Origin of the sequence: Dyadobacter sp. UC 10 (assembly GCF_008369915.1) — a bacterium.
In the GTDB taxonomy this organism is placed as follows: domain Bacteria; phylum Bacteroidota; class Bacteroidia; order Cytophagales; family Spirosomataceae; genus Dyadobacter.
Map to the genome: position 1 here is coordinate 3,104,506 of NZ_VSRN01000001.1, position 14,336 is coordinate 3,118,841.

Consider the following 14,336-nt stretch of genomic DNA (forward strand, 5'->3'; position numbering starts at 1 on the left):
GATCTTCTTGCCCAAATCCGTATAACGTTCAGACTTAGTTTAAAATTGATCCTGCCAATATAACTAAAACAAAAAGAGCCGGCCCATACATGGGCCGGCTCCTGATTTCAAAAACCCAAATCTTAATTGTAACCCGGATTCTGAGGTTTCAGGTTAGGGCTATTTCTCATTTCCTGAATGGGTATAGGGAATAACAAGTGCTTTTCCAACAAAGGAGCACCACCACTTACATTCAGGTTACGGTGACCTACGAAGTTATCAAAACCCTTAGTTTCTTCGTTGAACACTTTGCGCAGACGTACCATATCAAACCAGGTAATTCCCTCGTAAGCGAATTCATACCAGCGCTCACGCCAAACTGCTTCTTTGAAAGAAGCTTTTGTGAATGTTCCCATAGCAGGCGTTTTCAGCTGTGCACGGTCGCGGATACGTTTGTAAGCTTCGTAAGCTTCCAAATTCGGGCCGCTTAGTTCATTTTGTGCTTCTGCGTAGGTTAGCAATACTTCTGCGTAACGGATCAGGTTTACATTCAGGTTATTAAGCCTTGTTGGTGTAATACCCGGGCCACCCAGTGCTGCAATGTTGAAGTATTTGAAAACATAAGGTTGTCCAAGGTCAAATTTCGCACCTGTTCCATTGGTAAAGTAGGTCGTATAAAACCATCCTTCCTGGTCTTTTGTGCGAAGGTCGCCTGTTTCGTAAGAATCGTAGAACGAACGCGTAGGTACGGTACTTCCGGTTCCGCTTGGGCCAGCATAGGTTACGGCTTTGAAGTTCGGGAAGAAATCGTTCAACGGGAAACCGGCAACTACTGTGTTGTACTGGATCTGAAAAATGTGCTCAACCCTGTTTTTTAAATTTTCCTGATGCAATTCCCTGTAAGTAGGAAACAGGTTCAGGGTAGAAGGGTTTGCTTTCGAGAAGTTGATCACTTCAAGGGCCTTGTCCGCAGCCAGCTTGTAGTGAGAAGCGCCTTTGCTCAACGGGAAGCCCGCCATAGTAAGGTACACTTTCGACAAAAGCGACTTAACCGCCATTTTAGAAGCCCGTCCGCTTGTATTGAAATCAGCAAAGCCGGCCGCTTCAGCAGCTGTGAGGTCTTCCACGATCAGGTTGTAGATCTCCTCCTGAGGTGCTCTCGAAGGGAAGAAATCTTCCGACTCAACCGTTTGCGCCTTGGTGATCAGCGGTGCATCGCCCCAAAGTCTTACCACATAAAAGTAAGCCCAGGCGCGAAGGAATCTGGCTTCTCCGATCAGCTTTGTTTTCTGCGCTTCGTTGGCAGCAGGAAAAGTAATGCCGGGGATCTTGTCGATAGCCAGGTTGGCATTTGCGATTACGCGGAAAAGCCCGTTCCAGAAGTTGGCGATGTGACCTGTATTACCATCGTAAATCAGCGAGTACAAGTTGTTCAAATCTGAATTCTGGCCTGTTTCGGTAGTAGCCGTTCCTGTAACTGCTTCCAGCATCTGCCAGTTAGCCGAGAAAATACCCGCGCTTTCACCGTAGAAACGCATTTCTGCATAAGTAGCAGCAACCGCAGCTTCCGCGTGATCGGGAAGTGTATAGAATACATCCGGTTGAAGGTTTGATGGGTCCTGCTCGTCGAGAAAGTCGGAGCAGCTGGTCGGGCCCAGGAGAATTGCCCCACAGAGCAAAAGCTTGGAAATGGTTTGATTATATAGTTTCATACTGAATGTCATTTTTTATAATACCAATAATCCGGTTGTTAGAATGATACCTGTATACCGCCCATGTAAGTGGTTGGCCGAGGATAGCTGTGCCAGATCATACCTTGCGAAAATACGTTGTCGGCATCGCCTCCGCGGATAGGTGTCTGCTCAGGGTCACCATGCGGGTATTTGCTTAGCAGGAAGAAGTTCTGAGCCGAAACGTATACTCTCAGTCTGCTCATCTTCATCTTGCTGGCGATTTCAGACGGGAAGTTGTAACCGAACAACAGGTTGCGGCCACGCAGGAATGAACCGTCGAAGATCCAGCGGGTATCTACGTTTGTAACATAACCTGCTTTGGTATCACGGATCTGGGCCACCATTGTATTCTGATTTTCCGGCGTCCATGCGTCCAATACAGTTGCATAACTGTTAGCAAGCGATTGACGGTCTTCGCTGGCGTGCAGGTTCATGTCCATCAGGTCGTTCCCGTACGAGAATTGCAGGTCCAGCGTCATATCGAAGTTTCCGAAACGAACCGAGTTCGAAAGTGTTCCCCAGCCTTTTGGGCTACCGTTCCCGATGATCATACGGTCTGCGTCGGTGATCGCATTGTCACCATTCACGTCCAGGTACTTCACGTCGCCAGGAAGCATTTTCAGGTTTGCACGGTAGCTGGTGAATTTCGCAGCCTCATCTCTTTCAGCTTCGCTCCATGTTCCAAGGCGTTTGAGTCCCCAGAATGCGCCCACAGGCTCTCCGATACGGATAATGCTGGTTTGGTTGGTAATAGAAGGACCGCCCACTCCGAAAATATCCGATGGTGTTGCCAGCGACAATACTTTGTTTCTGTTGAAAGAGATATTGAAGTTGGTGTTCCATGAGAAGTTTGCGTTCTCAATGTTCACTGTATTCAAAGCAAACTCAAATCCTTTGTTCTCCATCGAGCCGATGTTCTTTCTGATCGTAGCGTAACCACTTGTACGTGGAACGGGTGCATCCAGAAGCATATCGGTTGTTTTGCGGTAGTAGTAGTCAGCTTCAAACGAGATTCTTCCTTTCAGGAAGCTGATTTCCAGACCAGCGTCAGTTTGCGCGGTTTTTTCCCATCTCAAATCTTTGTTAGCCAACCTGTTGATACCCGTTCCGCTGATACGTGTGTCGCTGTAAACAGTGGCATAGTTGGATCTCAGCAATGGCAGCGAGGAGTATGGAGGAATTTCAGAGTTACCTGTCAGACCATAGCTAGTACGCAGTTTCAGACTGGAAATCAATGTATTGCCTTTCAGGAATTCTTCGTCAGATACTTTCCATGCAAATGCAGCCGAGGGGAAGAATGCGAATTTGTGGTTATCCCCGAACTTGGAAGAACCATCAGCACGACCTGTTACTGTGAAAAGATATTTTTCCAGCAAGGTATAATTCACACGACCGAAATAAGAGTTAAATGCAAAACGTTGCGCACCTGAAACGTAAGGGCTGTTCGATGGTAGTGTAGAACCTGCCCCGATGTTATCAAAGCCAAAGTAGTCAGTCGAGAAATTTTGCGCTCCTACGCCTGTAGTTGCGACGTTAGTTTCCTGCCATGAAATACCGGCAAGTACGTTAAGGGAATGTATTCCAAACGTTTTGTTATAAGTAAGCAAATTTTCCCACGACCAGAAAGTCTCTTTTCTTGTTTCTTTTCTGGCTGTTCCAAGCTCGTTGGGAGTCAATGAGCGGGTTTGAGACTGGTTCACTTCCTGCCCAATGATATTAATACCGAGTACAGAGCGGAATTCAAGGCCTTTTGCCAGAGTCACGTTTCCATAAAGGCTACCGAGCGTAGTCTGGGTATTGAGGTTGAATTTACGTCCGTATAAACGGTGTACTGAGCTAAAAGCGCCTTCTGCACCGGGATAGTCACGGTTGTTGGCATAGGTTCCGTCAGGATATTTCACAGGAAGGAAAGGAAAATCCTCTACCATCTGGCGGGGAACTGCATCGTTGATATCGACAAGGTTTTCGGCCTGGTTGTTGTAGCTCAAAGTACCACCGATACGTAACCATTTTTTAACCTGGTCATCAATGCTGAAACGGGTTGCATAACGTTTCAGGTAAGAAGTTTTGATAAGGCCCTGGTCGTCGCGGTAGTTAAGCGACAGGGAGTAGGTAGTTTTATTGTTACCGCCGCTGAAACCAAGCTGGTGGTTTTGAGAAACACGGTGTTGTGTCGCTTCCTCGAACCAGTCAGTATCATAATTAGGGGTAAAAATACTATCCGCGCTCATTTGGAAAATGTCCGGGTGAGCCGCGTGCAGCTGTGCACGGCGTACTTTCGGATTGTGCGTTTTGTATTTTCCTGCCGCCCAACCTGCCGGGTCAAACTTCTCCATGTTTTTGTAGGACAGGTCTTCAACCGCCATGTATTCTCTGGCGTTCAGTACCTTCGCTCTTTTTGGCCCGTTAGTAGGCACACTCAGATCCAGGCCGTAAGTGATAACACCTTCGCCGGACTTACCTTTTCTGGTGGTGATCATAATAACCCCGTTTGCACCTCTCGCTCCATAAATCGCGGTAGAAGATGCATCCTTAAGAACCTCAACAGATACGATGTCATTCGGGTTAATGAAGTCGATCGCCTGGCTTTGCTGATTCTGGTTACCTTGCGGCAGCATTACTCCATCCACCACATATAATGGGTTGTTGGAAGAGTTAATAGAGCTGAAACCCCGGATACGGACATTGGAACGACCACCTGGGCGACCCGAGTTAACATTCACCTGTACACCGGAGATCTTCCCCTGTAAAGCCTGGTTCAATGAAGGAGCAGGTCTTTCTTTCAGCTGCTCTTCTTTAACGGAACCCACAGAGCCCGTCAAATCAGACTTCTTGGCGGTACCGTACCCGATCACGACTACCTCGCTCAAAGCTTTTGAATCTGATTCCATCGCCAGGTCGATGGTTGTGCGGTTGCCTATCTCGACTTCCTGACCAACATATCCTACAAAGCTGAAGACCAGCGTACCGCCATTATCAGGCACCTGAAGGGTGAAGTTTCCGGTTCCGTCGGTTGTGGTACCCGTGCTGGTACCTTTTACCACTACGTTCACACCTGGAAGACCTTCGCCATTTTCTTTATCGGTTATCTTTCCTTTGATGGTTTTATCAATTCTGATCATCGTAGACGCCCCGGCGTCAGCAGCTACTCCTGCAAAGGCTGCCACAGAACATGAAAGCGCGGGCAGGAGTACTAATGAATTTCGAAAGCCCCGCATACGGAGCATCCATTGGTTTGTATCGGTATTTTTCATTTAAAGGTTAGTTAAACGTTCGTCATAAGTAAGTGCTAGTAGTTTGCATTCAGCTTTAATCATACAGGGCTGGTTAGGTTAACAGAAGATAATGTTGAAATAATAGTCATATGTAATATTCATTTTGTTATATTTTTTGAGGAAAGGTTTATAAAGCCATTAACTTTAAATCTGTTCTGATTAATTGACTGCCGCGCCTGGACCATTGATGTTACGCGGTACCGTACTTGTATTTACTGAGGATGGTGAACGATGGGATACTAAAAATCTTCCGCTTAGTCGTTCCGAGAGTTTGTGGTGCCAGAAGGGTATTTTTATAAAGTCTTAAAAATGCGTTGCAATATTATAATATTTCAGAATAAACTTCCTAGAAAAGAGGCTTTTAAAACATAAATATTTGTGCAAACGTTTGCATAATTCTAGTCTGCTGATTGCGCCAATATGCTTTCTTTCAGTCATTTATGTGACCGATAAGCAGAAAAAGGCCACTTCGCTACATGAGCGAAGTGGCCTTTTAAATGTAATCCGGTCTTCATGAAAGTGCTCGGATTTTCCTTGACTGCGCTTAGCCGAAAGTGATTATACCAGGTCTACCGTGCGTCCTGTCCGTACCGATTCATCGCATGCAAATGCGATTTGCAAGCTTCTTACAGCGTCTTCCAGATGATCAGTCAGATCCAAATCTTCCGTAATAGCTTTCAGGAAATAGCGTTGCTCGCGGTTGCAGAGCTCCTGGTGATCAGGCTCGTCTTCCAGGTTAATCCAGGTATCTTCTTTTGCGAATTCATCCTTATCGTTCAGCTCTGCATGGTGAATGCGGATCGATTCTGTTTTGGTATGCGCCTCCACAGAAGACGACTTTCCGCTTCCTCCTGCATCCTTGGCCACAATAGAAGCCGAACCCTTTGGGCCAATCACATCTTTTACGAAAAATGCAGTTTCGCTGATCATCGGTCCCCAGCCAGCTTCATACCAGCCCACGGAACCATCTTCAAACCAGATCTGAAGCTGACCGTAATTGTAGTTTCCAGCCGGAATATCTTCCGTCATTCTCGCGCCAATCGCATTCACGCGTAGCGGGGTGGAGCGTGTCATCTGGCACATTACATCAATATAATGTACGCCGCAATCCACGATCGGGCTCAGGCTTTTCATCAGGTTGCGGTGTACGCCCCACATATAGCCGTGGCTTTGCTGGTTCAGGTTCATGCGCATCACCAGTGGCTTGCCCAGGTTCTGAGCCTCGGTCACAAACCGTTCCCATGACGGGTGTACGCGGAGAATGTAACCTACTACTACTTTTTTACCGGCAGCTTTGGCTGCTTCCACAACCCGCTTTGCACCGTCAACGCTATCTGCAAGTGGTTTTTCGATAAATACGTGCGCTCCGGCATGGAGTGCTTTGATCGCAAAATCCTCGTGGGTATCCGGGTAGGTCGAGATACAAACGGCATCGGGTTTTGTTTCCGCAAGTGCCGCTTCGTAATCGCTGAAAAGGCTGTAACCGCCGCCCAGCTTTTCATTCAATACTTCTTTGCTTTTTCCGGTCGAAACTATACCGCAGATCTCGAATCCGTCCAGCAGCTGATAAGCAAATGCATGCGAGGCGCCCATATTTCCGCAACCGACAACGAGTACGCGGATTGGGTTCTTGTTTTCAAAAGATGACATAGTAAATAGTAATGTTAAGTCTTCGGGTTAGAAGGAATATAGAAATAGTACATCAGGTCAACAACGTATACCTGGATTCTGTGCCAAAAATAGCTATTAAAATCTGTTTTTGCCGGACCGGTGTTTATCAGTACAAGAAAATCCCGCCTGGATACCTGTTTCATTTATCCAAAGGATTACTGTGTGATCCTGCGATAACGTTTGCTGCGTGCGTTGATAGCATTTGCAGGAAAAGCGGGCGGTCTTATTTCATCTAGGTTAAAATCGGTAAATAATTTACTAAAAGATGCCAAAGTCTAGTCATGCTGTTCCTGTACCTTTGAATAAATTAATCGTTCGAATTTCAACCTTGTTAAAGATATGAACAAAGAATCCTGGTATGGCATTTTCCCTGCGCTGGTAACTCCTTTCAAAGCAGATGACACCATTGATTTTGACCTTTTTGGTAAAAATCTCGAAGTTCAGATAGAAGCGGGCATTACAGGTGCCATCGTGTCGGGTTCGCTGGGAGAAGCCAGCACGCTGACCAGAGCTGAAAAAATGGAACTGGTAAAATATGCTAAAAAAGTGGCTCCTGAGGGAATGCCGATCGTTTTGTGTATTGCAGAACAGTCGACCGCAGAAGCAGTTAGCTTTGCCAAAGAAGCGGAATCAGCGGGTGCGGACGGATTAATGGTACTGCCTCCGATGCGTTACAAAGCCGACGATGATGAGACTGTGGCTTACTTCACCACGATCGCACAAAGTACCAGCCTGCCGATGATGGTTTACAACAATCCCGTGGATTACAAGATCGAGGTAACGCTTGAAATGTTCGAAGAACTTGCCAAAGTGCCCAATATCGTTGCGATCAAGGAATCGACCAGAGATGTCAGCAATGTTACCCGTTTGTTCAACCGATTTGGCGACCGTTTCCGCATTTTCTGTGGTGTCGATACGCTGATCATGGAAGAGGTCATGCTTGGTGCTGACGGGGTTGTGGGCGGATTGGTTGATGCTTTCCCAAAAGAAACTGTTGCGATTTTTAATCTGGTAAAGGCCGGAAATTATAAGGAAGCGCTGGCGATCTACCGCTGGTACCTGCCGCTTCTGGAACTCGATATTCATCCAAAGCTGGTTCAGAATATCAAACTCGCTGCAGAAAGGGCGGGAATCGGTTCAGAATATGTGCGCGCTCCGCGGTTGGTATTGAAAGGTGCCGAAAGAGAAAGGGTACTCGCGATTATCGATAAAGCGATCGAAACGCAGCCCGTATTGCCGGATTACCTAAATTTGACTGCCGATGTTTCAGTTGCGTAAAAGCTGAAACCGGATTTACAGCCAAATCATCTTGACCGATATTGACAATGAACATTTCAAAAGGAGAACTGGATACCCTGCTGCAAAACGTGCAGAACGCATTTGTAACCATCAATACTTATCCTGTTTCAAAACGGGTTGCACTGATGCGTACCATTGCCAATGAGATCGAAGCCCTCGGACCGGAACTGATAGAAACTGCCCGCGCAGAATCCAACCTGCCCGAAGCCCGGCTTACCGGCGAAAAGGGACGAACCATTTTTCAGTGGAGAAGCTATGCCGATGCAGTGGAAAAGGGTTACAGCCTGGATGCGAGTATCGATACAGCCAATCCCGACAGGACACCGCCAAAACCGGATATTCGTAAAACCAATGTTGCATTGGGCCCGGTAGCCGTTTTCGGCGCGAGTAATTTTCCTTTTGCATTTTCGACTGCCGGCGGAGATACCGCCAGTGCGATCGCAGCAGGTTGCCCGGTTGTCGTAAAGGCACACCCGGGACATCCCAAAACGTCCCAGATCATGGCCGACGCGATCAGTCGTGGTGTGGAGAAGAGCGGATTTCCAGCAGGTACTTTCTCGCATGTCTTTTGTGAAACCAACGAGGAGGCGCAGGCGCTGATCAGTCATCCTGTGATCAAGGCGGTCGGTTTTACGGGTTCAAACCGGGGTGGATTGGCTTTGGTGGAAATCGCCAACAAACGTCCCGAGCCTATTCCTGTTTTTGCTGAAATGGGCAGTATTAATCCGGTTTTTCTGTTCTCGGGGAAATTGCAGACTGCCGCAGCGGAACTGGCCAAACAATACGCAGGCTCCCTGACATTAGGCGTGGGACAGTTTTGTACCAATCCCGGCTTAGTGATCGCGGAGCAGGGAGCAGGACTTGATCAGTTTACCGAGAGTTTAAATGAAGATATATTAAAAGCATTGCCTGCACCCATGCTGAATGCGGGTATCGCGAAAGGCTATACAAGCAATCGCGAGAAGGTAATCGGATTGGCTGGCGTACAGGTATTGTCTGCCGCGACGACAGAGGCTGCGGAGGGACAGGGCGCTGCCACGGTAGCCACTGTTTCAGGCGTAGATTTTCTGATCAACGACGATCTTCAGACCGAAGTTTTCGGTCCGTTTGCGTTGATTGTGAAATGTAAAGATGCGAACGAAGTGTTTGCAGTAACCGAAAAACTGCACGGCCAGCTGACTGCTACATTGCTGGCAACTGGCGACGACCTGGCAGCAAATGCAGAGCTGGTTGCATTGATACAGAACAAATGCGGAAGGATCATTTTCAATAATTTCCCTACTGGCGTGGAAGTTTGCAAATCAATGCACCATGGCGGCCCCTTCCCATCTTCGAGCAACGCGCAATACACCTCAGTAGGCCCCGACGCAATCAAACGCTTCACCCGCCCACTCAGTTTCCAGAACTGGCCCGACGAATTTTTGCCGGAAGAACTGCAGAATGCCAATCCGCTGGGGATTTGGAGAACGGTGGATAATGAGGTGGGTAATGGGGCTGTTGGGTATTAGCTATTGGCTTTTTGCTATTAGCTATTAGCTGTTAGCTGTTAGCTTTTTGCTTTTATCCTTTGGCTTTTGGGTGGATGGAGGAAGGTTTCTTAGTTGTCAATCGCCGATTTTCAAGACAAAACATAATTACGAATAGCCAATAGCTAACGGCTAAAAGCTAACAGCCAAAAAATGCGTAAAACTTTTTTTTGTATCGATGCCCACACTTGTGGAAACCCGGTTCGGGTGGTGGCTGGGGGAGGTCCTTTGCTGGAAGGTAATAGCATGATGGAGCGCAGGCTTCATTTCCTGCAAGAATTTGACTGGATCCGAAAGGGACTGATGTTCGAACCGCGTGGCCACGATATGATGAGCGGGAGCATTCTGTACCCGCCTGTTGATCCAGCGAATGATATTGGTGTGTTATATATTGAAACCAGTGGCTGTCTGCCGATGTGCGGACACGGGACGATCGGTACCGTTACTATCGCGATCCAGGAAGGTTTGGTAACCCCGAAAGTACCAGGGAAGCTACGCCTGGAAACGCCTGCGGGGCTGGTTTTGGTCGAATATAAGCAAGAGGGCAAAAGGGTAACTTCTGTCAAGCTGGTTAATATTAAATCTTTTTTGGCAGCTGAAAACCTGACGGTTGAGTGCCCGGATCTGGGTACATTGACTGTGGATGTTTCTTACGGAGGCAACTTTTATGCGATCGTCGATCCACAGGAAAATTTCAGCGGACTTGAAAACTATACTGCCGATCAACTGATCAGCTGGTCACGCGTACTGCGCAAGCGCCTGAATGAACAATACAAATTTGTTCATCCTGAAAGCGAGCACATCAACGGCCTGAGCCACATACTTTGGTCTGGTGCAGTAATTGACTCAACATCTACTGCCAGAAATGCGGTATTTTATGGAGACAAAGCAATCGACCGTTCTCCATGCGGCACAGGTACCTCCGCCAGGATGGCCCAGTGGCACGCCAAAGGAAAGCTCAAAAAAGGAGATAAATTCATTCACGAAAGCATCATCGGCTCTAAATTCATCGGAACCGTTGAGGACGAAGTGACAATAGGCGACAAACCAGCTATCATCCCGGGAATCGAAGGCTGGGCCGTAGTGACAGGTTACAACAATATTTTCATCGATGACGAAGAAGACCCGTACGCGTATGGGTTTCAGGTTATTTGATGAAGCTTTTAGCTTTTAGCCTTTGGCTATTGGCTGTTAGGCTGTTGGATTCATTTTAAACAAGTCTATTAATTCATAAACCAAAGCTAAAAGCTAATCGCTAACAGCTAATAGCAAATGACAAATAGCAAAGGAACCGCGTTGATCATTGGCGGTGGCATTATGGGATTGGCTTCGGCTTATTATCTGCTGAAAAGCGGGTGGGAAGTGACGTTGCTGGATAAGGGCGATCTGAGCGATAATTGTTCTCACGGCAATGCAGGTATGATCGTTCCGAGCCACTTTATCCCGCTGGCAGCACCCGGAATGGTGGCGAAAGGAATCAAGTGGATGTTCGATAGCCGCAGCCCGTTTTATGTAAAACCTTCTCTCGATTTTTCGCTGATTTCATGGGGACTGAAATTCATGAAAGCCGCGACGCCCGCCAATGTAGAACGTGCCGCGCCCTTTTTGAGGGACTACCATTTACTCAGTAAGCAATTGTATGAGGATATTGCCGCAGAAGAAGGGCTGAATTTTGGTCTTGAAAAAAAGGGTATTCTCATGCTTTATAAATCCGAAAAAGCAGGAGAAGAGGAAATCCATGTAGGGAAAGATGCGCAGAAGCTGGAGCTTGACGTGGAAATGCTCTCCAGAGAGCAGGTACAAGCCATTGAGCCTGGGTTAAAACTGGATGTGGCCGGGGCGGTACATTACCATTGCGACGCACATCTGTACCCGACTGCGCTGTTTAACCAGCTTTTGAAGAATATCAGGGAAAAAGGGGCGAGGGTTGTCTCAAATGCAGAGGTGACTGGTTATGAGATTGCAAACGGTGAAGTGAAAGCCGTCAATACTTTGCAGGGTAAATACGAATCGGATATTGTTGTGATGACGGGCGGTACCTGGCTGCCGCAGCTCGCGAAGCTGGCCGGACTCTCGATTCCGGTGATGCCGGGGAAGGGGTATTCATTCATGCAGCCTAATACAATCCATCCGATCGTGCATCCTGCATTGCTGATAGAGGCCCGCGTGGCGGTGACGCCGATGAACGGACAGGTTCGCTTCGGAGGAACGATGGAACTTGCAGCAGTCAACGACAAGATTAATATGAACCGGGTAGAAGGAATTGTGAACGCGATCCCGCAATATTACCCGGAATTGAATGTGGCTATTCCGCCCAGGGAAAACATCTGGTATGGTTTCCGCCCGTGCTCGCCCGACGGTTTGCCTTACCTTGGATATAGCAAAAAGCTTAAAAACCTGATCGTAGCGGGTGGTCACGGAATGATGGGGATCAGTCTTGGTCCGGCAACCGGGAAGGTTGTAGCCGAGCTGGCGAATCGAAATGCTACCTCTTTGAATACCGTTTTGTACGATCCGGAGAGATATAACTGATTGCCCATGTCGGTGTTGTCACCGACATCAGGCGAGAAGCCAGGCCGGTAGCTTTGGTGCATTCGTTGGTGACAACACCAACGATGGCGGAACTGATTGCCGATGTTGGTGATCGCCAATGTTGGTGACTGCCCATGTCGGTGTTGTCACCGACATCAGGCGAGAAGCCAGGCCGGTAGCTTTGGTGCATTCGTTGGTGACAACACCAACGATGGCGGAACTGATTGCCGATGTTGGTGATCGCCAATGTTGGTGACTGCCCATGTCGGTGTTGTCACCGACATCAGGCGAGAAGCCAGGCCGGTAGCTTTGGTGCATTCGTTGGTGACAACACCAACGATGGCGGAACTGATTGCCGATGCTGGTGATCGCCGATGCTGGTGACTGCCCATGTCGGTGTTGTCGCCGACATCAGGCGAGAAGCCGGGCCGGTAGCTTTGGTGCATTCGTTGGTGACAACACCAACGATGGCGGATCAGTGGCGGAACCGAACTCAATACTAAACTCTTAAAACATATCAATTCTATGCAGCAGCGTTTCCTCTCGCGACTTTGTGTCTTCCTGTTTCTGCTGATAGCTGCACGATCGCACGCACAAAGCCAAAATTCCAAATACAACCTCTACGAGCAAACCAGCGAAACAGCCGGGCTGGTCATGCGATACAACGAGGATATCCAGGCAGTTCGTTCTTTCTATTCACCTATGCTGGTGCGGGGACGCGGTTTCGCAGCTCCTTCTTATGTGCTGAACTCTCCGGAACAGCGGAAAAGATTGAAAGAAGTCGATAGAGATTATCTTGAGCAGTTAGCTAAGATGGATTTTGATGCAATGAGCATTTACGGTAAAGTCGACTATACCTTGCTGAAAAGAAATATCGACGACCATTTGCTGGGTTTGGAGCAGGAAGAGAAAGAATATAACTCGATCTCCAAATACATTCCTTTCGCCGAAAAAATTTACGCACTGGAAAAGCAGCGACGGAGAGGGAATACTTTGAAAGGGCAGCAGGTGGCAGCGGATTTGAATGATGTTTTAAATGAATTAAAGGCATCTTCCGAGTCTGTCAAAAAGCTGGAAGAGATAGATATGCCGCTTGCAAACCGCGCGGAAGAAGCTTTAAAAGGTTTGGATGAACGTTTGAAAGGTGTGTATGAATTTTATAACGGTTACGATCCGATGTTTACCTGGTGGGTGCCCAAACCTTATCAGTCTCTCGACAGCGCCCTTAATGCCTATGCGAAGGTTTTAAAAGGGAAAGGCAAACTTAACACCACTCAAAAAGAAGACAAAAGCGGGATCAAAGGTGTACCGATCGGTCGGGACGAGCTGATCCGGCAATTACGGGTGGAAATGATCAGTTATACACCGGACGAACTGATTGAGCTTGCCAATAAGGAATTCGCCTGGTGCGACAAGGAGCTGCTTAAAGCTTCACAGGAAATGGGTTTCGGAAATGACTGGAAAAAGGCGCAGGAAAAAGTGAAAAACAGCTTTGTGCCGGAAGGCGAACAGCCTGCCCTGATCATGAAGCTTTACAACGACGCGAAGGAATTTATCACCAGAAATAAGCTTTACGAATACCCCGAAATTGCCGACGAAACCTGGGGAATGCAAATGATGTCACCCGAGCGCCAGCTGATCAATCCGTTCTTTTTGGGAGGCAGGGATATTATCATTTCCTATCCTACCAATACCATGAACCAGGAGGATAAGCTGATGAGTATGAGAGGGAACAATCCCTATTTCTCCCGTGCCACGGTTCACCACGAGCTGGTTCCCGGCCACCATTTGCAGCATTATATGCGCAGCCGGTACAAGCCTTACCGCCGCGAGTTTGGTACCCCATTCTGGACCGAAGGCTGGGCGCTTTATTGGGAGTTGCTGCTTTATGACAAAGGCTTTGCCAAAACCCCCGAAGAGCGGATCGGTATGCTTTTCTGGCGCATGCACCGCTGCGCACGGATAACTTTCTCATTAAACTATCATTTAGGCAAATGGACGCCGCAGGAATGTATTGATTTTCTGGTTGACAGGGTAGGCCACGAGCGGGCCAATGCCGAGGGCGAAGTACGCCGCTCTTTTCAGGGAAATTACAGCCCGCTGTACCAGGTCGCGTATCTGATCGGTGGTTTGCAGATTCTGAGTCTTAAAAATGAACTCGTCGAAAGTGGTAAAATGACCTATCAGCAGTTTCACGATGCCATTATGAAGGAGAATAATATGCCGATCGAAATGGTCAGGGCAACGCTGACTAACCAGCCGATCAAGCGGGACTTCAAAACCCAGTGGAAGTTTTATAGTTTCAAATAATATCGTAGCTT

General features: G+C 47.9%; 8 protein-coding genes. 5 read left to right on the forward strand and 3 right to left on the reverse strand.

Going from position 1 to position 14,336, the window contains the following annotated elements; translation table 11 throughout:
- Positions 1–122: 122 nt before the first annotated feature.
- From FXO21_RS12835 to FXO21_RS12845, 3 genes are all read right to left on the reverse strand, one after another.
- The gene (locus FXO21_RS12835) at positions 123–1,691 is read right to left on the reverse strand and encodes a RagB/SusD family nutrient uptake outer membrane protein (protein ID WP_225865670.1); all 1,569 of its coding nucleotides are present in this window, start codon (positions 1,689–1,691) and stop codon (positions 123–125) included.
- 38 nt (positions 1,692–1,729) lie between these two features.
- Entirely contained in the window at positions 1,730–4,966 is a 3,237-nt protein-coding gene (locus FXO21_RS12840) for a SusC/RagA family TonB-linked outer membrane protein (RefSeq protein WP_149640447.1), read from the reverse strand.
- 579 nt (positions 4,967–5,545) lie between these two features.
- A complete protein-coding gene (locus FXO21_RS12845; RefSeq protein WP_149640448.1) occupies positions 5,546–6,637 on the reverse strand; it encodes a Gfo/Idh/MocA family protein in 1,092 nt (363 codons plus the stop codon).
- 360 nt (positions 6,638–6,997) lie between these two features.
- On the opposite strand from FXO21_RS12845, the gene FXO21_RS12850 reads away from it, so the two are divergent.
- From FXO21_RS12850 to FXO21_RS12870, 5 genes are all read left to right on the forward strand, one after another.
- Positions 6,998–7,936, forward strand: coding sequence for a dihydrodipicolinate synthase family protein (locus FXO21_RS12850; protein WP_149640449.1), 939 nt, complete (start codon positions 6,998–7,000; stop codon positions 7,934–7,936).
- Between the two features lie 47 nt (positions 7,937–7,983).
- Positions 7,984–9,465, forward strand: coding sequence for an aldehyde dehydrogenase (NADP(+)) (locus FXO21_RS12855; RefSeq protein WP_225865671.1), 1,482 nt, complete (start codon positions 7,984–7,986; stop codon positions 9,463–9,465).
- Between the two features lie 171 nt (positions 9,466–9,636).
- On the forward strand, positions 9,637–10,638 hold the full coding sequence (locus FXO21_RS12860) for a 4-hydroxyproline epimerase (RefSeq protein WP_149640450.1): 1,002 nt from the start codon (positions 9,637–9,639) through the stop codon (positions 10,636–10,638).
- Between the two features lie 117 nt (positions 10,639–10,755).
- Positions 10,756–12,015, forward strand: a complete 1,260-nt coding sequence (locus FXO21_RS12865) for an NAD(P)/FAD-dependent oxidoreductase (protein WP_149640451.1) — start codon at positions 10,756–10,758, stop codon at positions 12,013–12,015.
- A gap of 525 nt (positions 12,016–12,540) precedes the next feature.
- Positions 12,541–14,325 (forward strand): DUF885 family protein, encoded by a 1,785-nt coding sequence (locus FXO21_RS12870; protein ID WP_149640452.1) that lies wholly within the window; start codon positions 12,541–12,543, stop codon positions 14,323–14,325.
- The last annotated feature ends 11 nt before the right edge of the window (positions 14,326–14,336 follow it).

Excerpts from the sequence above, each read along its gene's own strand:
- FXO21_RS12850 (WP_149640449.1), top strand. The coding sequence starts at position 6,998 with ATGAACAAAGAATCCTGGTATGGCATTTTCCCTGCGCTGGTAACTCCT.
- FXO21_RS12870 (WP_149640452.1), top strand. The coding sequence starts at position 12,541 with ATGCAGCAGCGTTTCCTCTCGCGACTTTGTGTCTTCCTGTTTCTGCTG.
- FXO21_RS12835 (WP_225865670.1), bottom strand. The coding sequence starts at position 1,691 with ATGAAACTATATAATCAAACCATTTCCAAGCTTTTGCTCTGTGGGGCA.
- FXO21_RS12840 (WP_149640447.1), bottom strand. The coding sequence starts at position 4,966 with ATGAAAAATACCGATACAAACCAATGGATGCTCCGTATGCGGGGCTTT.
- FXO21_RS12860 (WP_149640450.1), top strand. The coding sequence starts at position 9,637 with ATGCGTAAAACTTTTTTTTGTATCGATGCCCACACTTGTGGAAACCCG.
- FXO21_RS12855 (WP_225865671.1), top strand. The coding sequence starts at position 7,984 with ATGAACATTTCAAAAGGAGAACTGGATACCCTGCTGCAAAACGTGCAG.
- FXO21_RS12865 (WP_149640451.1), top strand. The coding sequence starts at position 10,756 with ATGACAAATAGCAAAGGAACCGCGTTGATCATTGGCGGTGGCATTATG.
- FXO21_RS12845 (WP_149640448.1), bottom strand. The coding sequence starts at position 6,637 with ATGTCATCTTTTGAAAACAAGAACCCAATCCGCGTACTCGTTGTCGGT.